At 66.8% G+C, this 21833-nt stretch carries 14 protein-coding genes and 1 pseudogene; 4 read left to right on the forward strand and 11 right to left on the reverse strand.

Annotated features, from left to right (window positions below; all coding sequences use genetic code 11):
* Nucleotides 1-178 precede the first annotated feature (178 nt).
* Both mfd and ABIB45_RS07025 read left to right on the forward strand, forming a co-directional pair.
* A complete protein-coding gene (gene mfd, locus ABIB45_RS07020; RefSeq protein ID WP_354215184.1) occupies nucleotides 179-3868 on the forward strand; it encodes a transcription-repair coupling factor in 3690 nt (1229 codons plus the stop codon).
* A gap of 3 nt (nucleotides 3869-3871) precedes the next feature.
* Entirely contained in the window at nucleotides 3872-4681 is an 810-nt protein-coding gene (locus ABIB45_RS07025) for a metal-dependent hydrolase (protein ID WP_354215185.1), read from the forward strand.
* A gap of 88 nt (nucleotides 4682-4769) precedes the next feature.
* On the opposite strand, the gene ABIB45_RS07030 is transcribed toward ABIB45_RS07025, so the two are convergent.
* The 6 genes and pseudogenes from ABIB45_RS07030 to nirB form a co-directional block, all read right to left on the reverse strand.
* The gene (locus ABIB45_RS07030; protein WP_354215186.1) at nucleotides 4770-5015 is read right to left on the reverse strand and encodes a hypothetical protein; all 246 of its coding nucleotides are present in this window, start codon (nucleotides 5013-5015) and stop codon (nucleotides 4770-4772) included.
* 51 nt (nucleotides 5016-5066) lie between these two features.
* On the reverse strand, nucleotides 5067-5789 hold the full coding sequence (gene deoC, locus ABIB45_RS07035) for a deoxyribose-phosphate aldolase (RefSeq protein ID WP_354215187.1): 723 nt from the start codon (nucleotides 5787-5789) through the stop codon (nucleotides 5067-5069).
* 119 nt (nucleotides 5790-5908) lie between these two features.
* A pseudogene (locus ABIB45_RS22550) lies at nucleotides 5909-6595 on the reverse strand (FAD-dependent oxidoreductase).
* A gap of 184 nt (nucleotides 6596-6779) precedes the next feature.
* Nucleotides 6780-7955, reverse strand: a complete 1176-nt coding sequence (locus ABIB45_RS07050) for a uroporphyrinogen-III synthase (protein ID WP_354215190.1) — start codon at nucleotides 7953-7955, stop codon at nucleotides 6780-6782.
* A 14-nt stretch (nucleotides 7956-7969) separates the two neighbouring features.
* The gene (cobA, locus tag ABIB45_RS07055; RefSeq protein WP_354215191.1) at nucleotides 7970-9004 is read right to left on the reverse strand and encodes a uroporphyrinogen-III C-methyltransferase; all 1035 of its coding nucleotides are present in this window, start codon (nucleotides 9002-9004) and stop codon (nucleotides 7970-7972) included.
* Between the two features lie 2 nt (nucleotides 9005-9006).
* Nucleotides 9007-11667 carry a nitrite reductase large subunit NirB gene (nirB, locus tag ABIB45_RS07060; RefSeq protein ID WP_354215192.1) on the reverse strand — a complete coding sequence of 887 codons (2661 nt, stop codon included), beginning with the start codon at nucleotides 11665-11667 and terminating at the stop codon, nucleotides 9007-9009.
* 273 nt (nucleotides 11668-11940) lie between these two features.
* On the opposite strand from nirB, the gene nirD reads away from it, so the two are divergent.
* Complete coding sequence (gene nirD / locus ABIB45_RS07065) at nucleotides 11941-12315, forward strand: nitrite reductase small subunit NirD (RefSeq protein WP_354215193.1); 375 nt, start codon at nucleotides 11941-11943, stop codon at nucleotides 12313-12315.
* 100 nt (nucleotides 12316-12415) lie between these two features.
* Here the strand turns inward: nirD and ABIB45_RS07070 are convergent, their stop codons facing one another.
* Nucleotides 12416-14212 (reverse strand): phospho-sugar mutase, encoded by a 1797-nt coding sequence (locus tag ABIB45_RS07070; RefSeq protein ID WP_354215194.1) that lies wholly within the window; start codon nucleotides 14210-14212, stop codon nucleotides 12416-12418.
* A gap of 398 nt (nucleotides 14213-14610) precedes the next feature.
* Nucleotides 14611-15429, reverse strand: a complete 819-nt coding sequence (locus tag ABIB45_RS07075) for a purine-nucleoside phosphorylase (RefSeq protein WP_354215195.1) — start codon at nucleotides 15427-15429, stop codon at nucleotides 14611-14613.
* Between the two features lie 117 nt (nucleotides 15430-15546).
* On the opposite strand from ABIB45_RS07075, the gene ABIB45_RS07080 reads away from it, so the two are divergent.
* The gene (locus ABIB45_RS07080; protein WP_354215196.1) at nucleotides 15547-16965 is read left to right on the forward strand and encodes an NAD(P)H-quinone dehydrogenase; all 1419 of its coding nucleotides are present in this window, start codon (nucleotides 15547-15549) and stop codon (nucleotides 16963-16965) included.
* A 300-nt stretch (nucleotides 16966-17265) separates the two neighbouring features.
* Here the strand turns inward: ABIB45_RS07080 and ABIB45_RS07085 are convergent, their stop codons facing one another.
* From ABIB45_RS07085 to ABIB45_RS07095, 3 genes are all read right to left on the reverse strand, one after another.
* Nucleotides 17266-17958 carry a peptidylprolyl isomerase gene (locus ABIB45_RS07085; protein ID WP_354215197.1) on the reverse strand — a complete coding sequence of 231 codons (693 nt, stop codon included), beginning with the start codon at nucleotides 17956-17958 and terminating at the stop codon, nucleotides 17266-17268.
* Between the two features lie 81 nt (nucleotides 17959-18039).
* A complete protein-coding gene (locus tag ABIB45_RS07090) occupies nucleotides 18040-19602 on the reverse strand; it encodes an FAD-dependent oxidoreductase (RefSeq protein WP_354215198.1) in 1563 nt (520 codons plus the stop codon).
* Nucleotides 19599-21833 carry a molybdopterin oxidoreductase family protein gene (locus ABIB45_RS07095; RefSeq protein ID WP_354215199.1) on the reverse strand — a complete coding sequence of 745 codons (2235 nt, stop codon included), beginning with the start codon at nucleotides 21831-21833 and terminating at the stop codon, nucleotides 19599-19601. The genes ABIB45_RS07090 and ABIB45_RS07095 overlap by 4 nt, the downstream gene beginning before the upstream one ends.

Raw genomic sequence — 21833 nt, forward strand, 5'->3', positions numbered from 1 at the left:
AAAGCTCCTCAGGCCTGGCGGAGGACCCGCATCTGGCGATGCGGTTCATCAGCAAGCGTAGCAACGCGTTCCGGGAGTGCGCCGGGGCAGGAGTAGGCTGGGACGACCCGGGATTCGAAGAGAATTTCGGGTCTTCGTGTTGCCTGCGCTTCCCTTGAACCACACAGGAGTTTCCGCCATGAGCCCCACCGGCCCGTCCCATCCCGGTCCCTCGCTTGCCGGGCTCCGCAGTGTCCTGGCTGAAGACCGCACGTTCTCCCGGGTCAAGGCCGAGGCAGCGCGGGGGTTTGACGTCCGTGGCCAGGATTACCAGATCAGTGCACCGGCAGGACTCCGCGCCGTCCTGCTCGCCGAAATGGCAGACGGCCTGGCCGCTGCCGGCGCCGCGGACGCCGCAGACGGAACGTCCGACGGCGCGATCCCGGCCGTGGTGCTCGCCGTCACCGCAACGGGACGGGAAGCAGAAGACCTGACGGCAGCCCTGCGCGCCTACCTGCCGGCCGATGCCGTGGCCGAGTTCCCCAGCTGGGAAACCCTGCCGCACGAGCGGCTCTCACCCCGCTCGGACACCGTCGGCCGGCGGCTGTCCGTCCTGCGCAGGCTCGCGCACCCGGAAAGCTCGACGGCGGGCCCCCTGCGGGTAGTCGTTGCGCCGGTACGGTCGGTGGTCCAGCCACTTGTCGCCGGCCTGGGGGAACTGGTCCCGGTCACCCTGAAGGTCGGCCAGGAGGTGCCATTCACGGACGTGGTGCGACGGCTCGCCGACGCCGCCTACGCACGCGTGGACATGGTCACCCATCGCGGCGAGTTCGCCGTACGTGGCGGCATCCTCGACGTGTTCCCGCCCACCGAGGACCACCCCATCCGGGTGGAGTTCTTCGGCGACGAGGTGGACCAGATGCGCTGGTTCGCCGTTGCAGACCAGCGCTCGCTGTCAGCCCCGGGCGTGCACCACCCCACCGAACTGCACGCGCCGCCATGCCGCGAAATCCTGATCACACCCTCTGTCATGTCACGGGCCGCGACGTTGAAGACCCAGCTTCCCGCGGCCGCGGACATGCTGGAGAAAATCGCCGGCGGCATCGCGGTCGAAGGTATGGAGTCCTTGGCGCCGGTGCTGGTGGACGCCATGGTCCCCTTCGTGGAGCAGCTGCCCGCCGGATCAATCTCCGTGGTGATCGAACCGGAGAAGGTCCGCACGCGCGCGCACGATCTCGCGGCGACCAACGAAGAGTTCCTTGAAGCGGCGTGGTCCACGGCATCGGACGGCGGCACGGCACCGCTGGACCTCAGCTCGCAGGCCTCGGCTGCCCTGCATTCGGCCAGCTTCCGCTCGCTGGCAGAAACCCGCAGTACCTCGCTGGCGCACGCGGTGTCGTGGTGGTCCATTACCTCGCTGGCTACCGACGAGGAGCTGCTGCCGGAGATCGACGTCCTGAACCTCCACGCCCGGGAACCCCGCGGCTACCAGGGCGACGTGGCCGAAATGATGGACTTTATCGGTTCGCATGTCCGGGACCAGTGGCGGATTGTGGTGGTCACCGAGGGGCCCGGGCCGGCCCAACGCCTGGCGGAACTTTTCCACGAGTCGGACATCCCGTGCGCCCGGGTGGAGACCCTGGACAAGGAGCCCCAGGCGGGCATCATCGAGGTGACCACTGCCGCCGTCGGACGCGGTTTTGTCCTGGAGAACCTCAAACTGGGGCTGCTTACCGAAGCGGACCTGCTGGGACGGACTTCAGCAGGTTCCACCAAGGACATGCGGCGCATGCCGTCCAAACGCCGGAACGCCGTGGATCCCCTGCAGCTGGTCAACGGGGACCACGTGGTGCACGAACAGCACGGCATCGGCCGGTTCATCGAACTGATCCAGCGCAAAGTAGCCGGCGGCGGCGACGGCGTCCGTGAATACCTGGTCCTCGAATATGCCCCTTCCAAACGCGGGGCTCCGGGGGACCGGCTGTTCGTCCCCACCGACCAGCTGGACCAGGTGACCCGCTACGTCGGCGGCGATACGCCTGTCCTGAGCAAGATGGGCGGCTCTGATTGGGCCAGCACCAAATCAAAAGCACGCAAGGCGGTCAAGGAGATCGCCGGCGAACTTATCCGGCTCTACTCGGCACGCATGGCTTCCCGCGGCCACGCCTTCGGGCCGGACACTCCCTGGCAGCGCGAGCTGGAGGAAGCGTTCCCGTATGTGGAGACGCCGGACCAGCTGACCACCATCAACGAGGTCAAGGCTGACATGGAGCGCGAGATTCCCATGGACCGGCTGGTCTCAGGCGACGTGGGCTACGGCAAGACCGAGATCGCCGTGCGGGCGGCGTTCAAGGCGGTCCAGGACGGCAAACAGGTGGCAGTGCTGGTGCCCACCACCCTGCTGGCCCAGCAGCACTACGAGACGTTTACCGAGCGCTTTTCCGGATTCCCGCTGCGCGTCAAGGCCCTGTCACGCTTCCAGGGCGCCAAGGAATCCAAGGAAACCGTGGCGGGCGTCAAGAGCGGTTCCGTGGACGTGGTGATCGGCACGCACAGGCTGCTGTCCAAGGACTTCGCGTTCAAGGACCTGGGCCTGGTGATCGTGGACGAGGAACAGCGCTTTGGGGTGGAGCACAAAGAAGCGCTGAAGAAGATGCGCACCAACGTGGATGTCCTGGCCATGAGTGCCACGCCGATTCCGCGCACGCTGGAGATGTCCCTGACCGGCATCCGCGAGACGTCCACGCTGGCCACACCGCCTGAGGAACGCCATCCCGTGCTGACCTATGTGGGTCCCTACACGGATAAGCAGACCTCGGCAGCGATCCGGCGTGAGCTGATGCGCGAAGGCCAGGTGTTCCTGGTGCACAACCGCGTGTCCACCATCGAGCGGACCGCAGCGAAGGTCCGGGAGCTGGTTCCGGAGGCACGGGTGGAGGTGGCGCACGGGCAGATGTCGGAGAGCCGGCTGGAGCAGATCATCGTGGACTTCTGGGAGAAGCGCTTTGACGTGCTGGTGTGCACCACCATCATCGAGACGGGCCTGGACATCTCCAACGCCAACACCCTGATCGTGGACGGTGCAGACAAGTACGGGCTCTCCCAGCTTCATCAGCTCCGCGGCCGGGTGGGCCGTGGCCGTGAACGTGCCTACGCCTACTTCCTGTACCCGTCGGAGAAGCCGCTGGGTGAAGTGGCGCTGGAACGGCTCAAAGCTGTTGCCACGCACAATGAGCTTGGTGCCGGCATGCAGCTGGCCATGAAGGACCTCGAGATCCGCGGCGCCGGCAACCTGCTGGGCGGCGAACAGTCCGGCCACATCCAGGGCGTGGGCTTTGACCTGTACATCCGGCTGGTGGGTGAGGCGGTGGCGGATTACCGCGGCGACGCCGAGGAGAAGGCTGCCGAGATGAAGATCGAGCTGCCCGTGAACGCCCACCTGCCGCACGACTATGTGCCGGGGGAGCGGCTGCGCCTGGAGGCCTACCGCAAGCTCGCCTCAGCGTTGACGAACGAAGCCATCGAGGAAGTCCTGGCCGAGCTCGTGGACCGTTACGGGGAGCCGCCGCTGCCGGTCCAGAACCTGATTGCCGTGGCCCGCTTCCGGGTGGGCGCCCGCGAAGCCGGACTGTCCGACGTCGCGCTCCAGGGGAACTTCATCAAGTTCTCCCCGGCCCAGCTGCCGGAGTCCAAGCTGATGCGCCTGACGCGGATGTACCCCGGTGCCCAGCCCAAGCCCGCCATGGACGCGGTGTTGATTCCAAAGCCCAAGACCGCCAGGATGGGTGGCCGTGACCTGCAGGACGCCGAAATCCTGGAATGGGCCAACGGGGTCATCCGCAACATCTTCTCCGCCGCCCCACTCGCCGCACCGGCAGTAAGCGGCTGAACCATGATGGGAGGACATCACGCCGCGTCGGGAGCCGCGGCGTGGGTAGCTATTGCCTCGACCGGGCCGTACACCCTGGGCTGGTATCCGCTTGACGCCGCCGGCATCCTGATCGGCGGCATGGCGACGGCGGGAACAGCCTTGGTGTGCGACTGGGACCACCGCCACAGCACGGTGGCGAACTCGCTGCCTCCGCTGTCCAACGTGATTGCCATGGGGATTGAAAACGCCAGCGGTGGGCACCGGCAGGGCACGCACTCCATCCTGGGGGCGGCGTTCTTTGTGGTGCTCGCCATGATGGCCGGGCAGATCCAGCTCCAGACGGACTGGGGCCTGCTGTCCGTCGGCGCCGGCCTGCTGTGCATGTTCATGATCAACATTGCCGCCAAGGCGCTGAAGCTGTTCCCCAAGTCCGGGTTCGTCAGCAACTGGATCTTTGCCCTGACCACGGCTGGCTTGGTGACGTGGTTCGCGCCGCACCAGTGGACCTGGCTGCCGGTGTCGATGCTGACCGGTGTGGTGGTCCATATCGTGGGGGACATGATCACCACCGGTGGCGTGCCGCTGCTCTGGCCCATCGTCATCAAGCCACCCAGGTTCCTGCGGAAACTGCCCGTAGTTAATGACGTCTGGAAAGCCAACGGCGCGTTTTCCTTGCCGCTGCTGGGCCGCGCGGGGTCGCGGCGGGAGTGGCTGGTGCTGATCCCCGTGAGCGCCTACGCGATGGTGGGTATGTGTGTGGCGGCCTGGGCCGTGGCAAAGGCGCACTGGCCGGGAGTCCTCGCGGTGCTTGGCGGGGTAATTCAGCCTTAAACAATGCAACGCGGGGTCACATGCGGCCCAATAAGTCCCCGCTGGGGACGGCCGGTAAGTGACCCCGCGTTGCGGTAAAGAGTAGTTCTTACTTCTCGCCGGCTGAATCGGAGCGGCCCGTGATGGTCTGCGGGATCCAGTACGCCAGGAAAAAGAGACCCAGGCACACAGCCATCGGCCAGGGGTTGTCAAGGGTGAGGAAGGAGAGCGAGTAGATGGCGCCCAGGAACAGTGCGATCATCACGACAAACAGCAGGATACTCGTCGGGAGGTTGTTTTCGTTCTCCGGGGTCTGCACCGTGCTTTTGCCGGACTGTGTGATCTTGCTGGACATTCGTTCCTCCTCGGCCCCGCGGGGCTCAATCTGCGGCGGCTCCGGGCGGCGTCAGTAGCCGGCTGAACCCTGTTCACCCTTGACGATCGCAATGCCGGAGCTGGCACCAATTCGTGTTGCACCTGCAGCAATCATAGCCTGAGCGTCCGCAAGGGAACGCACTCCGCCGGACGCCTTGACGCCCAGGTCAGGCCCTACCGTTCGGCGCATCAGAGCGATGTCTTCAGCGGTGGCACCCCCGCCGTTGAACCCGGTGGAGGTCTTGACGAAGTCCGCCCCGGCCTCCACGGCGGCCTGGCAGGCAAGGACCTTTTGGTCGTCGGTGAGCAGCACTGTTTCGATGATGACCTTCAGCATGGCCCCGCTCGCGTGGACGGCTTCGGCGACGGCGGAGATGTCCTCCACCAGGGCACCCTTGTCCCCGGCCCGCGCAGCGGCGATGTTGATGACCATGTCGATTTCGTCGGCGCCGTCAAGCACAGCGCCGCGGGCTTCGAAGGCCTTGACGTCGCTGGGCGTAGCCCCCATGGGAAAGCCGACCACCGAGCACGTCAGCACACCGGAACCCTTCAGGGCAGTCTTCACCGTTTTGACCCATAAAGGGTTCACACAGACCGACTTGAAGCGGTATTCGGCGGCCTCGGCACACACCTTGAGGATGTCCGCGTCGCTGGCCTCCGGCTTCAGGAGGGTGTGGTCGATGTAGGACGCGATGTTGCCTGCTCCTACGGCGCCAGCGTCGGTTTGAACGGAAGGGGTGGCTTCGTTGCTCATGATGGTCCTCTCCAGGGGCCTTATAGGCCGGGGACGTTGCAGCGTCCATGGGTCTTTCGGAACCCATCTTGCCACAGCTGCACGGGAGATTCTTGAGCGCGCGGCACCCCTACGCGGGGTCAGATCCGGCCCGAAGAAGCGCCCGGATTGGGCCGGATCTGACCCCGGGTAGCAGTGAAGTTGTCGCCAGTGAAGTAGCCGCCCGCCGCAGAGGCTGCGGCAACCAGCAGCCCCAGCCGGACGCCGTCGAACGTTGCGGCATCCCCGATCGCCCAGATGCCCGGAACGGAGGTCCGGTAGTCCCGGGTGATGGCGATCCCGCCGCCCGTGGCGGTCTGGAGCCCTGCACTCGCCGCCAGCACAACGATGTCCGCGTTCATGCTGCTGCCGTCAGGAAACACTATTCCCGTGGCGTTGAGTCCCGGAGCCGAAACCGCCGTTGCCGGCGGCGTCGTCAATGGAGGAGTAGCTCAGGCAATGGCCGGAACCCGCAACAGGCGCTGCTTCAGGTACTGAACCTGTGGCGATGACCAGGTGGTTGTAGCCCAATTCCATGCCGTCCGCTGTGGTCACGGTGCGGGTTCCGGCGTCGATGAAACTGGCAGGCTGGCCCCGCCGGAGCGAGACGTGGGGGAGGGTGGCCAGTTCCAGGAGTTCTGCGGATGCGTCATCCCGGTTGCTGAGGATCGTGACGGTTCCATTAACCGGGCCCGGTTAAGCTCTCTGACGAGCGCCTGGGCGGCAGGCCCTGCGCCGGCGATGACAATGCGGGTAGCGGCGGAGGTGGATGTGGCGGGTGCGGACATGTGCTGGCCTTTTCGCTGGCGGCCGCGGAACGGCCGGAACTTCGTGATGATGCCAGCGTAGGGGGCTCGTTTTTCCAACGTGTTTCCCGCGAATTATGGACTACGGAGTTTTTGTCCAGATAATGGGCTTAAACCTGCGCTTCGGCGGCATTATCTGGACAAAAACTCCTGGGAGGGGGAGGGGTCAGATCCGGATGCGGTAGCCCCGCTTGACCACCGTCTCCACCAGGCGCCCGTCGGGCAGTGAAGACCGGAGCCGGCTGACTGTCATGTCGAGGGCGTGGACGGAGCCCCTGAGTTCCAGGAGGTCCGAGAGTGCCTCCCGGGACAGGACCGCACCGCCGGCGCCCAGCAGCGCACGCAGCAGCAACAGGGGCGCGGGCGCCAGCTCAACGGGCTGCCCGTTGATCCGCAGGCTGCGGCCGCGGAGCGCGATGTTGCCGGACCCTGTGTCCAGGCGCCGGACGTGGTTCAGGGCGAGGTGCTCGCACACCAGCCGGATCAGTGCGCCCATCCGGAACCGCTCGGGAATGAGCGGGGTCACACCTGCATCAAGCAGCGGCTGGGCTGTCACCGGACCAACCACGGCCGTGGTGACGTTGGTCTTGAGGCTGTGGACCAGCTCCTTGTAGACGCCCATCTCGTGCGCGGTGCTCCACATCGCGTCAACGGCGGGCGCGCTCGTGAACGTGAGGACGTCCAAGTTGCCGCTGCACGCGGCCTCGATCAGGCGCGGAAGCCGGTCTTCGCCGTCGGGCTTCACCCAGCGGTAAGGGGTCACGGTGAGGACGGCGGCACCGGACATGCGCAGGCGTTCCAATTGCCGGACGTCCGTGTAGCCGTGGAGCTGCACGGCCACTGTCTTGCCGCGGACGCCCTCGGCAAGCAGCATGTCGACCAGTGTTGAAGTGGTTTCGTCGCTGCTGATTCCGACGTCGGCGAGACCGGCCGCGCGGACGGCACCGCGGGCTTTGGGGCCGCGGACGAACATCCGGCACGCGCCGAGCGTTTCCAGCAGTTCCTCGCCAATCCCGAAGGAATCGGCAGCTTCGCACCAGCGGCGCATGCCGTACGCCGTGGTGGCAATGCAGAGGTCGGGTCGGGCCGCGATGATGGCTTTGGTGTCCTCAATGAGGCGGATGTCTTCCTGCACCGGCGCGATCTTTAGCGCCGGGGCGTGCAGCACCTCTGCGCCGCGGCGTTCCAGCGCCTCAATAAGGTCCCGGGACCGACGGTGCGACGTGACGCCGATACGGAAGCCCTCCAGCGGGTTCATTGCGGCGTCCTGGCCTGCAGTGTCCTGATCAGGAGCGTGCGTCTCGTCAAGCTGGGCGGGTTCAGCCGGTGCCAGTGCGTTCATGGGGGCCAATCCTTTCACGAACCCAGCAGCGAGGCCGCGAGCCTGTCGAGGTCGGCGGCGGCTTCCGCGTGCCCGCGGTTGGCTTCGGCTACCCGGACCACCTCACCAATGACCACCACGGCGGGATTGCTGCACCCGGCAGCGGCGGCGGTAATAGTGCCCAGGTCCGCGATGGTGGTGCGCTGGCCGGGCCGGTAACCGCGTTCGACGACGGCCATTGGCATGTCGGGGCGCATGCCGGCTTTGCGCAGCCCGGCTGCGAGCTGGTGCAGCGTCCCGATGCCCATCAGGACCACAATCGTGCCGCCCAGGCCGGACAGGTGGGTGTGTTCCTTCCCGGTCAGCGGGGCGTGGCCGGAGACCACGGTGAACATGTGGCTGACTTCGCGGTGCGTGACGGGGATGCCGGCGGCTGCCGGGACCGAGATGGCGCTGGTGACACCTGAGATGACGCGGACGGGCACACCCGCCTCGACACAGGAGGCCACTTCCTCGCCGCCGCGGCCGAAGACGTAGGGATCGCCGCCTTTGAGCCGGACCACGTTGTTGCCCGCCTGGGCGCTTTCCACCATGAGCTTCTCAATGTCGGCCTGGCTGACTTTGTGATGCCCGGGTTTCTTGCCCACGTCCACCAATTCGGCCGAGGTCAGGGTTGGCAGGTCCTGGCAGGGAGCCAGCCGGTCGTAGAACACCACGTCCGCGTCCCGGAGGGCGTTCACGGCCCCAACGGTCAGCAGCTCGGTTGTGCCGGGGCCGCCGCCCACCAGGGTGACATGGCCTATTGGGCCGGCGGCCGGTTCGGCCGCTACCGGGATGCCTGTTGCCCGGCACCGGCCCAGCAGGGCTTCCCAGCCCGGCTGGCCGTCGTCGACCGCTGCCACCAGCAAGGGACGCTCGGGGAGCGGGCCGTCATGCGCGGCACCCTGCGGGGTGCTGAGTCGGTAGACGACGGCGCCCGCGGCTTCGTAGCGGCGGACCGCCTGCCGGGCGGCATGGTCGGAACCGGTGACCAGGATTTCGCGGCCGGTCAGATCAATGCTGAGCTGCATGGCTACACCTCGTTCTCGTCAGTCAGTTCCGGGGTGGAGGGCCGTACGGGGATGGAGGCGCCGATCAGGACCGGCTGCTGGCCGGCGCGTTCTTTCTCTTCTGCCGTCGCCGGGCGCATCTGGCCGCGGTCGTCGGAGACGAAGGTGATGGAGTCGTCCTTCTGGTCGGGAGCGTTGACGAAGGACCGGAACCGGCGCAGGCGCTCGGGATCCTTCAGGGTGTCCGCCCACTCGTCCACGTAGGCGTCAACGTGCTTGGACATGGCCGCTTCGAGTTCCTCGGCGATGCCCAGGGTGTCCTTGACCACCACGTCCTCGACATGCTTGATGCCGCCGGCGAGCTCCTCCTGCCAGCGCGCCGTGCGCTGCAGGCGGTCGGCGGTGCGGATGTAGTACATGAAGTAGCGGTCGATGTACTTGATCAGCGTCTCGTCGTCCAGGTCCGTGGCGAGCAGCTGCGCGTGGGCCGGGGTGGCACCGCCGTTGCCGCCAACGTAGAGGCTCCACCCGTCGGCGGTGGCGATCACGCCCACGTCCTTGCCGCGGGCTTCGGCGCATTCACGGGCACAGCCGGAGACGCCCATCTTGAGCTTGTGCGGGCTGCGCAAGCCACGGTAGCGGAGCTCCAGCTGGATGGCCATGGCCACCGAGTCCTGGACGCCGAAGCGGCACCAGGTGGACCCCACGCAGGACTTCACCGTACGCAGGCTCTTGCCGTACGCCTGGCCGGATTCGAAACCGGCGTCCACCAGTTCCTTCCAGATTTCCGGTAGCTCCTCCAGCCGGGCACCGAACATGTCAATGCGCTGGCCGCCGGTGATCTTCGTGTAGAGGTTGTACTTCTCGGCCACGGCGGCGATGACGCCGAGCTTCTTCGGGGTGATCTCGCCGCCGGCGATGCGGGGGACCACCGAGTAGGTGCCGTCCTTCTGCATGTTGGCGAGGGCGCGGTCGTTGGTGTCCTGCAGGGTGCCGCGGCCTGCGTCCAGGACGTAGGCGCTGTTCTGGCTGGCCAGGATGTTGGCGATGGTCGGCTTGCAGATGTCGCAGCCGGCCCCGGTGCCGTACTTGGCCATGATCTCTTCGAAGGAGGTCAGCTCCAGGACACGGATGGCGTCGAAGAGTTCCTGGCGGGACAGCTCGATGTGCTCGCACAGGGCCTTGGAAAATTCGACGCCGGACTTGGTCAGCTCGGTTTCCAGCAGCTTCTTGAGCATCGGGACACAGGAGCCACAACTGGTTCCGGCGCGCGTGCATCCCTTCAGCTCACCCAGTTCCTGTACGGGGGCGTTGCCGTCGCAGGCGCCGCAGCCGTTGATGGTGTCGCGGATGGTTCCCGCGGCCACGTTGTTGCAGGAGCACAGGATGGCAGCGTCCGGCAGTTCGGTTTCCGGGGCGTCGCCGCCGGCGGCCGCCGTCAGGTAGGCGCCCGGCTCGGCGCTGAGTTCGCGGCCCAGGAGCGGGCGGAGGCTGGAGTAGGGGGTGGCATCGCCGACGAAGATGCCGCCCAGGAGGGTCTTGGCGTCGTCGGAGGTGACGATCTTCTGGTACACGCCGCGGGCCGGGTCGGCGTAGACGATCTCGAGCGAGTGCTCGGTCTTGGCGAATCCGTCACCGAAGCTGGCGACGTCCACACCGGAGAGCTTGAGTTTAGTGGCGGTGTCGAAGCCGGGGAAAGTGGCCGCGCCGCCGTGCAGCCTGTCGGCGACGATCTCGGCCATGGTGTTCGCGGGGGCAACCAGACCGAGGCACATGCCCTCAAAATTGGCCACTTCACCGATGGCCCAGATGCCCGGTACTTCGGTGGCACAGAAGTTGTTGATAACCACACCGCCACGCTGGCCCAGGCTGAACAGCTGCTCGTCGCCCTCGGGGGCGCGGAAGAGTTCATCGCGGGGCCGGACGCCGATGGCCACGATCACCATGTCGGCATCGATAATGCGGCCGTCGGCCATGAGGACACCCGTGACCTGGCCCTCGTCGTCGGACAGGACTTCGGACGGGAAGACGCCGCCGTGGACTTCAAAGCCCTTGGCCTTGATGAGCCGGCCCATTGCCTGGCCCGCTCCTTCGTCGAGCTGCGTGGCCATCAGCCACTGCGAACCGTCGATGACGATTGGCGTGGCACCGAGCTGTTCCGTGCCGGCGGCCGATTCGAGCCCCAGGAGGCCGCCACCGATGGTGACGGCGTTAACCTTGCGGCCGAGCTTTTCCGTGAGTTGGGTGATGGCCTTGCTAATGGCCCATACGTCTTCAAGCGTGCGGTATAGGTGAGTGAGCTCGTTGCCGGGGATAGGCAGGCGGGCGGCGTTCGAGCCGGTGGCCACCACCAGGTCGTCATATTCGAACGCGCTGCCGGCAGCGGTTTCCACCGTCTTGGCTTCGGCATTGATCTTCACTACGCGCTCGCCGGTCTTCAGCTCCAGGGAGGCGTGGTCCCACATCGATTTTGCGCCCAGCGTCAGGTCAACATCACTGTCGGTGAGGGCCTTGGAGAGCGCCACCCGGTCATACGGCAGGTGGGCTTCCTCAGTGAGGACCGTGACATGCCAGCCTTCGAGGCCACGGGAATGCATGGCATCGGCGAAGCGGTGGGCGGCGGGGCCGCCACCGGCGACGACGATGCGGCGCTGGTTCTCTGTGCTTGAAGTCTGTTCGGTCACTGTGGGCCTTTCGCATGGGCCGCAGACGGTGTTCTGCGACCTTCCCTGACGAGGTGTCCGTTCAGACTACGGAGACGCAGTTTCGCTTCAGTTTCCCAATTGTTTCGCCGGCTTAACTTCTGCATCACGAACGCGTTTCCGGCCGGGTGATTTCTCTTTTACCCGCCGGACACATTCACTGCACGCCGTCGAAACACCTGCTGCCTAGGTTGTTGGTACGGCCACAGAGGTGGCCAGGCAAAAGCCGAACAGGCGCAGGGAGAGGAGCCGGACATGACGGCAACACTGGAAATTGGGGCACCCACCGCCGACACCATTGAAAGCGCTGCCACCTGGCACCGGGTTTGCGCCGTGGCAGAACTCGAGCTCGCCTGGGGCGAAGCAGCGCTCATCGCGGGCCGCCAGGTTGCGCTGTTCCGGACCGGCCCCGGTGAGGTCTTTGCAGTAGCCCATGAGGACCCGGCCACCGGAGCCCACGTGATGGCCCGCGGCATCCTGGGCTCCCGCGGCACCAGGCCCACTATCGCCTCGCCGCTGCACAAAGAGGTCTATGACCTGGAAACCGGCGAATGCTTCGGAACTGCGGCCGTGCGCCTGGAAACGTTCAGCACCCGCATCGCCGATGGCTTCATCGAAGTCGAAGTCTAGGCTGACCGTCCTTGCGCTGCCCTGCCCCGCATAAGCGGTGCGGGCCCGCAACCGTTGTGCGGGGCAGGGCCGTTCTTGGCTGACGGGCGGCCCGTTAACCTCAGAGCCCGAGGGCCTCGCGGACATCGCTGATCACGGCATCCAGGGTGACCCGGGCCGACTGCCGGGCTTCGGGCAGTCCGGCCGCTGATTCCACCGGGTGGAGCACTTCGAGGTAGCACTTGAGCTTCGGCTCGGTGCCGCTGGGCCGGATGATCACGCGGGTCTGGTCCCGGGTCAGGTACAGCAGGCCGTCGGTGGGCGGCAATTTGTCGCTCCCTTCGGCCAGGTCCGAAAACGTCTCAACCGTGGACGAACCAAAGGCTTCAGGCGGGCTGACACGCAGCCGGTTCATCATGGCGTCAAGCAGGCCGAGGTCCGCCACCCGGATGCTCAGCTGGTCGCTGGCGTGCAGCCCATGCCGGAGATAAAGTTCATCCAGCGTGTCGAAGATTGTTTTGCCGTCGGCCTTGGCCGCGGCAGCCATCTCCGCGATGAGGACAGCGGCCGAAATCCCGTCCTTGTCCCGCACAATGTCAGGCGCCACGCAGTAGCCCAGGGCTTCCTCGTAGCCGTAGACCAACCCTGGCACCCGGGAAATCCACTTAAAGCCCGTCAGTGTCTCCTCATGCGCGTAGCCGGCTGCTGCGGCAATCCGGGACAGCAGCCGGGAGGACACGATGGAATTGGCGAAGACGCCGGCAGTTTCGGTACCTGCCCTGTCGCCGGCCGGCCTGTCGCTGGCTGCCCCGCCGTCGCCGTCGGGTGTTACGGCACTTCCGGCCGCGAGCCGGGCCACGATGTGTGCCCCCAGCAGCGCCCCAACCTCGTCCCCGCGCAGCATTCGCCAGGCACCACTGGCCGGATCCTTCGCGGCCACCGCAGCACGGTCGGCATCGGGATCGTTGGCCAGCACAATATCGGCTTCCAGACGGGCGGCGGTCTCCAGTGCGAGGTCCAAAGCGCCTGGTTCTTCCGGGTTGGGAAAGCTCACCGTGGGAAAGTCCGGATCCGGTTCGGCCTGTTCGGCCACGAGCGTCACATCGGCGAAGCCGGCGGCGTTCAGGACCGCCACGGCGGTTTCCCCGCCGACGCCGTGCATGGGCGTCAGGACAATCCGCAGGTCGCGGGACGGGAAGCGGACCGGATCGGCGAGTGCCGCCGTCGCGCGTTGGTAGTCGGCCGCAACCGAGGCGCCCAGGACCGTCCAGCCCTCCGTTGCCAGGGCGATGGACTCCACGGGTCCCACAGCATCGATCTGCTCGGCGATCCGGGCGTCGTACGGCGCAACGATCTGTGCGCCGCGCCCGCTTTCCTCCACGGAGTGGCGGCCAAGGTACACCTTGTACCCGTTGTCCTGCGGCGGGTTGTGGCTGGCGGTGACCATCACACCGCCGTCGCACTCCAGGGCCCGCACTGCGAAAGCCAGCAGGGGAGTGGGCAATGCGGCAGGCATCAGGAAGGTATCAATCCCGGCGGCGGTGAAGATGGCCGCCGTTTCCTCGGCGAAGATGTCCGAGTTGTAGCGGCCGTCATAGCCGACGACGGCGCGGGGCCGGGTTCCGGGCGATGCCGCACCGACGGCGTCAACCAGGAAGGCGGCGAGTCCGGCGGCGGCCCGGCGCACCACCACCCGGTTCATCCGCTTCGGGCCGGGGCCGAGGGCGGCGCGAAGTCCCGCGGTGCCGAATTGCAGGGTGCCGTTGAAGCTGTCTGTCAGTTCCTGCAGGGCCGCCGGGGAGCCGTCCTCCGCGAGCTGCAGCAGCTCCGTGAGCGCGGCGGCAGTGGCGGAATCCGGATCTTTGGCCGCCCATTCACGGGCGTGGCTGAACAAGGAGGCGGCATCGGAGGACGTCATGGGGTCAACGCTATCGTTATTGCCCGCGGAACGGTCCCGAACACTCGAGGTGAAAGCGGAAACACTGGAAATCCTTGACAGCAGGTTTCTGGACACGTAGTGCGGGCCCGAATCCTGGCCTCGGTCTCCGGTCCGCCGGGGCGGCTTCTCGCCGGCCAGGCGTCCGGACCGGATTTCCGTCCTGGATGTGGTCCTGGCCATCGAGGGAAACGAGAATGCCTTCCGCTGCGAAGGCATTCTCAAGGACGCACCGGGCGGAACGCCGGTTCCCCGAGGCCCGGGCGGACACGGTCAATCAACTGGCGGGCTCACAGCCTCACCACCCCAAAAAAGCAACGCGGGCTCACCTAACGCCCCTCGGAAGGCCTCGGACGGGCGTTAAGTGACCCCGCGTTGTCCTAAAGCTTGGCGATGATCCCCGCCAGCAGTTTGGAGATGCGCGGTCCCGCTTCCTGCCCGGATTCGAGGACTTCCTGGTGGCTGAGCGGCATGGCACTGATGCCGGCCGCGAGGTTGGTCACCAGCGAAATGCCGAACACCTCCATGCCCGCGTGGCGGCCGGCGATCGCCTCCAAAGCCGTGGACATGCCCACCAGATCCGCACCGATCCGCTTGGCGAACTGCACCTCGGCAGGAGTCTCGTAATGCGGGCCGGAGAACTGGACGTAGACGCCCTCGTCCAGCGAAGTATCCACCTGACGGGCCAAGGCCCGGATGCGTGAACTGTAGAGATCTGTCAGGTCCACGAACGTGGCGCCTTCCAGCGGGGATGTGCCGGTGAGGTTGATGTGATCTTTGATGAGCACCGGTGTGCCCGGAGTCCAGCTTTCGTTGATGCCGCCGCACCCGTTGGTCAGGACAAGGGTTTTGCAGCCGGCGGCGGCCGCCGCACGGATGCCGTGGACGACAGCACGGACGCCCTTGCCTTCGTAGTAGTGGGTCCGGGCGCCCAGGACGAGGGCGCGCTTGCCTTCCTTGGTCAGCACCGACCGGATGGTGCCTACGTGTCCCGCCACGGCCGGGGCATGGAAGCCGGGGACATCGTCCGCGGCGAGGGTGGCGGTGGTCTCGCCGATGAGATGGGCGGCTTCGGCCCAGCCGGATCCCAGGACCAGAGCGACGTCGTGGCTGGCCACACCGGTTTTCTCGGCAATGTATGCAGCGGCCTCGCGCGCGGCATCGAAAGGGTCCAGTGTCAGGAAGTCTGTATTACTCACTGGTAAAAACTATCGTGCCGCCACCGCTGTGCACAGCGTCACGGGTGCCGGTGATACGCCCCATGAATCAGGCACTTTATTGATGTCCCGGCGCAATTGGGGAGAGAATGGTTGATTGTGACTACTCACCCAGACTTCAGCTCACCCCGGATCGCAATCCTGGGAGGTGGACCTGGCGGATACGAAGCCGCCATGGTTGCAGCCTCCTTGGGAGCGCACGTCACCCTCATCGAACGCGCGGGCCTGGGCGGCTCGGCGGTGCTCACCGATGTCGTGCCTTCCAAAACACTGATCGCGACGGCGGACCTGATGACCCGCGTCAGTGCGGCGGGGGAGTTGGGAGTGAAGTTCGACGTCGACGGCGGTGACTTTGCGCCCGTGATGAGGGCGGACCTTAAGCACATCAACGACCGCGTCCTTGGCCTGGCCCGTCAACAGTCCCGAGACATCACATCCGGACTGGAACAGCACGAGAACATCCGCATCCTGCTGGGTTCGGGCAAGCTGGTGGACAACCACACCATTGAAGTCCTGACCGCGGACGGCACCGAAACCGTTGAGGCGGACACCATCCTGCTGGCAGTCGGCGCGCATCCACGCGAACTGCCCACGGCGCGGCCCGACGGCGAACGCATCCTGAACTGGGCCCAGATCTACAACCTCGATGAACTGCCCGAGGAACTCATTGTGGTGGGCTCGGGTGTGACCGGTGCCGAGTTCGCTTCCGCCTATAACGGCCTGGGCTCCAAGGTCACCCTGATTTCCAGCCGCGACCGGGTGCTGCCCGGTTCCGACACCGACGCCGCGGAGGTGCTGGAAGAAGTCTTCGAGCGCCGCGGCGTGCGCGTCCTGTCCCGGGCCCGTGCGGAGACGGTTGAACGCACGGACGACGGCGTGGTGGTGACCCTCGGTGACGGTTCGAAGGTCACGGGCAGCCACTGCCTGGTCTGCGTCGGTTCCATCCCCAACACCGCCGGCATCGGTCTGGAGGAGGTGGGCGTCGCGCTCACCGGGAGCGGGCACATCAAGGTCGACGGCGTCTCCCGCACTACGGCCCCGAACATCTACGCCGCCGGTGACTGCACCGGCGTGCTGGCGTTGGCCTCGGTCGCTGCGATGCAGGGCAGGATCGCCATTGCCCACTTCCTAGGTGACGCCGTGGCCCCCATTAAGCTGCACCAGGTGGCATCGAACATCTTTACGTCACCGGAAATCGCCAACGTGGGTGTCACCGAGGCCGATATCGAGTCGGGTAAATTTCAGGGCGATGTCATCAAACTGTCTCTCAAGAGCAATGCCCGCGCCAAGATGCGCAACAACAAGGACGGCTTCGTCAAGATCTTCGCGCGCAAGGGCTCCGGCACGGTAATCGGCGGCGTTGTGGTGGGCCCGAACGCGTCCGAGCTGATCTTCGCCATCTCCATTGCCGTGAAGCACAAACTCCACGTGGACGACGTCGCCAACACTTTCACGGTGTACCCGTCGCTCAGCGGATCCATCTCCGAGGCCGCACGCCGCCTGCACGTCCACATGTAGTACCTGGTGGGGACGTTTGGCCCTAATTCCTGTACGAACAGGACCGCCACAGTGAATCACGGCCAACATCTACATTTGCTATGGGAGCGTTGGAGGGCAGACCGCCCAAATCGCGGAGTACATTGCCGAACTGGTCCGGAGCCACGGGCACGAGGCAGAAACCGTGGGCCTCGAGCATTCCGAAGACACCCTTCCCGGCGGCCCGGACGCCTATACCGAGTGGGACGGCGTGAAACGTTTACCGAAGACTTCCTGGCTGGGCTGCCCGCACCATCGGGCGCGGCACAGCCATAGTGCCCGTCAGGAACGGGCGAAGGCCGGGACTACATCGCCGGGTGACAAGGGCGCGAACCACTGGTCAAAGCCCAGGGCGCCGGCGCTTTCCGCGGGGCCGGGATCATCCGAGTACAGCGCCTGGCTGTCTGCGTCCTCCAGCAGGACTTCCTCAACCTGTGCCCGCCAGTCCTCCGGCAGGTCCAGTTCGTAGATGTCCTCGGTGATTTCCGCCTGGTCGAGCAGGCACCGGACGGCCAGCTCGGCGGCCAGGCATCCGGGGGCGGTCCAGCCACGGCCCAAGGATGCCGCGACGTCGGAGGCCACCACAATGAACTTTTGGGTGAACTTCGCATCGTAGCTGGATGCGAACCGGGGCGGCAGCGAGGAGAGCACTGAGGACCCCGCAATGTCCGACGGGCCAATATTCTCCAGCCCGCTCAAAGTTCCGAGGTCGCGGAAAAGCTGGTCGAGGAGAACGCCCGACGAGTTCCACAGCAGGCCAGCCAACAGGCGGGTCTGGCTCACTGCTTTGTGGCGCTCTTCAGCCGGCACAACGGCCATTTCGTCGAGGTCATCGGGATCGAACTGGAGCCGCTGCTCCGGTGTCATGTCATCCGGATGGGGATCGAGGCCCAGAAGTTCCAGGCCCAGCCCGGTCAGCTTCGCCGCGTCGGCCAGCAGTTCTTCGGTGATGTCGTCTTCTTCGTCGGCATTCATGGCCCCGATGCTACTTTCGCCGGCAACCACACCCGATTCGCGTTACGCGCACATGTCAGGCCTACCGGCCTTCAGCCCAGCTCACGCGGCGGGGGCCGCCTGGAAGTGTTTTTCGATAAGCCCTTTGATGTCGTCGTGGCAGCCGCCGCAGCCCGTACCGGCCCGGGTTGCCCGGGAGACGTCGGCCACGGTGGCGCAACCGCCCTCCACCGCGCCCTGGATTTTGGCTCCGCTGACTCCCGCGCAGCGGCACACCATACCTGCAGGATCGGCCGGGCCGGAGGAGGCCAGCTGGTCAGGACCGTCCAGCCGCAGCAACAAGGACCTGTCTGCCGGCAGCTCAGCACCCCGTTCGAAGAGTCCCACCAGTTCGGCGGCCGTCCGCGGCATGCCAACTGCCACCAGGCCTTCCAGCACTCCGCCGCGGGTGGTCATCTTGACGTAGCGGCCGTGCTCGGGGTCCGCCCACTGGGCGATCTGCAGGCGCGGGCGGCCGTTGACGGCGCCGGCCGTCAGGGCTTCCTCGTCCCACGGATCGGCCGCGTTGTCTCCGGCCACAGCCATGTTCATGCCGCGGGCCTTAAGGACAATCACGCCGGCCTGTTCCTGGGGCAGTTCCTCCAGCGCGTCGGCTTCATCCGGCGTGGCGGTGGCCAGCAGGGTTAGGTAGTCGGCCAGCCATTCGGCTTGCCGCCAGCCCGGTCCCACCAGCCCGGACGGGCCCTTCGCGGTGCGGCAGTCATTGCACGTGGGGTCAGGGCAGCGCACCTCGGCGCAGTCACCGATGGCGAAGATGTGCGGCTCGTGGTGCGCACGGAGCCGGTGGTCCACCAGGATCCCGGTGCCGGTGGACAGGCCGGAGCCCTCGGCGAGCTCGGTCCGCGGACGCACGCCGCACGACAGGACCAGGAGGTCGCCGTCGATCGCGGAACCGTCATCGAGCAGCAAGGCCGAGAAGCCGCCGTCGGGCGCCTTTTGCTCTACACCGGTGGACCGCGCGTTGCCCGCCATCCGGACACCGCACCGACGCAGGGCGGCCGCGAGAACCGCTCCGCCGCCGCGGTCGATGTTGCGGCCGAGCGGGTGCGGGCCGTTGTGGACCACCGTGACAGTGGCGCCCTCCTCCGCCGCGGCGAGGGCAGTCTCCAGGCCCAGGACACCGCCGCCGAGCACCACCACGCGCTTGCCGCCGTCGACCGCTGCGCCCAAAACCGAAGCGTCGCGCAGGTCCCGGAGCGCCGTGACTCCCGCGGGAAGGACGGGGAAAGCGGGATCCGGGTTGATGCCGGTGAGGTTGGGGATCACCGGACGGGAACCCGTGGCGAACACCAGGCGTTCGTAGGGCACCGATGTGCCGTCGTTGAGGAGAACACGCTGGCGGGCCCGGTCGACGCGCCGGACCCGCACACCAAGCCGGACGTCCACACCTTCGGCGATCAGGGCGGCCGCGTCAGAAAGCGCCAGGGCGTCCGCCGTGGTGCGGCCCACGCCCAGGTCAGCGACCAGGACGCGGTTGTACGCCGCCTCGGCTTCCTCGCCCACTACCGTCAGGCTGACGTGTCCGTCGCGGACCGCGGGGAGCAGTTCATCAACCAGGCGGGCTGCCACCGGGCCGAATCCGACAATGACAACCTGCTCGCTCATGAGGCCTCCGTCGTTTGAAGAACACAGTGCTCAAGTCCGGTGGGTGCGGCCGCCCGGACCAGCACCGTGTTGAACTTGAATTCGGGCATCCCGGAGATGGGGTCTGTCGCGGCTTCCGTCAGGCGGTTGGCGCTTTCGATTTCCGGGAAGTGGAAGGGCAGGAACACCGTTTCCGGGCGGATGGCGGTGCTGAGCTCGGCCCGGCAGACCACCGCCCCGCGTTCGTTGGCCACCGAGACAAAAGCACCGTCGACGATACCCATCGCGCCCGCGGCAGCCGGGTGGATCTGCAGTTTCGCCTCGGGCTGGGTGGCCAGCAGCTCGGACACCCGCCGCGTCTGGGCGCCGGACTGGTAGTGCTCCAGGAGGCGGCCGGTGATGAGGGTCATGGTCTTCGCGGCCGGGGCTGTGGCATCCCCAGCCGCGGTGACGGCTGGCGTACGACGGCGGCGCGGCGTCACCGGGGTCATGACCGCTTTGCCGTCGGCGTGGGCAAAAGTGTCGAGGAAGAGCCGTGGCGTGCCGGTACTGCCCACGGGGTATGGCCAGTAGGCGGCCTCGCCGCGGTCCAGCATGGCGTAGTCGATGCCCGAGTAGTCGGCCAGCCCGCCGGCCGAGGCAAGGCGGAGCTCTTCGAAGACTGTTTCCGGGTCCTCGCTGTACGTGGAGGGGGCATCGAGGGCTTCGGCCAGCCGGGCCATGATCCACAGTTCGCTGCGGGCACCGGCGGGCGGCTGGATGGCACGGCGGCGGCGCAGGACACGTCCCTCAAGGTTGGTGAGCGTGCCTTCCTCCTCGGCCCATTGCAGGACAGGCAGGACGAGGTCCGCCTCGGCCGCGGTCTCGGACATGAAGAAGTCGCAGACTACCAGGAAGTCCAGGCTGCGGAGGCCTGCTATCACGGCATTGGCATCGGGGGAGGCCACCGCGATATTGGAGGCGTGGACGAAAAGGCACCGGACGCCGTCGGGCTTTCCCAACGATTTCAACAGGTGGACCGCGGTAAGGCCGGGGCCGGGAATGGATTCCTCCGGGACGCCCCAGACGCCGGCCATGTGGGCGCGGGCTGCGGGGTCGGTGATCTTGCGGTAGCCGGGGAGCTGATCGGCTTTCTGGCCGTGTTCGCGCCCGCCCTGGCCGTTGCCCTGCCCGGTCAGGGTGCCGTAGCCGCTGCGGGCTGAGCCTGGCAGGCCCAGGAGCAGGCTCAGGTTGATCGCGGCGGTGGCGGTGTCGGTGCCGTCCACGTGCTGTTCCACGCCGCGGCCGGTGAGGATGTAGCTGCCGCCCTTGCGCGCGCCGTCGGCAAGCCTGCGGGCGGTCTTCCGGATGAGCTCTGCCGGCACACCGGTGATGGACTGGACACGTTCGGGCCAGAAGGAGTTGACGCTGCGGACCACGGCATCGTAGCCGGAAGTGCGTTCCGCCACGAAGGCGGCGTCCGCCAGGCCCTCGTGGATCACTACGTGCTGCAGGCCCAGCAAGAGGGTAAGGTCGGTGCCCGGCAGGGGCTGGAGGTGGAGGCCGCCGCCGTCGGACGTAAAGGCCGCCGTGGCTGAACGGCGGGGATCCACCACAATCAGCCCGCCGGCGTCGCGGGCACCTTTAAGGTGCTGCACAAACGGCGGCATGGTTTCGGCGACGTTGGAGCCGAGCATCAGGATGGTGCTGGCACCGTCCAGGTCCGCCAGCGGGAACGGCAGGCCCCGGTCGACGCCGAACGCCCGCATCCCGGCGGCCGCTGCGGAGGACATGCAGAAGCGGCCGTTGTAGTCGATGCACGACGTGCCGAGGGCCAGCCGCGCGAACTTGCCCAGCATGTAGGCCTTCTCATTGGTCAGCCCGCCGCCGCCGAAAACCCCGATGGCGTCCGCCCCGTAGCGGGCCTGTGTGTCCCTGACGGCGGTGGTGACCAGGGCCAGGGCCTGGTCCCAGCCGATGGGGCGGTGGATGCCATCGTGGCCCTTCAGGAGCGGTTCTGTGACGCGTCCCGGGTGGTTCAGGAGGGTGGCTGCGGTCCAGCCCTTACGGCAAAGCCCGCCGCGGTTGGTGGGAAAATCCCGCCCGCTGACTTCCAGGACGGGGGCTTCAATGGTAGCCAGGGCGGCGGGCGGTTCTGCCGGCACGGGGCCTGGCCCCGGCTTGGAGGCCGGGGCCAGGCCCGTTGGAGACGTGAGCGTCATGGCGCACTGCAGGGCGCAGTAAGGGCAGTGCGTGTCGGCGCTGTCGGTCAT

Origin of the sequence: Arthrobacter sp. UYCo732, assembly GCF_040547265.1 — a bacterium.
GTDB lineage: Bacteria > Actinomycetota > Actinomycetes > Actinomycetales > Micrococcaceae > Arthrobacter.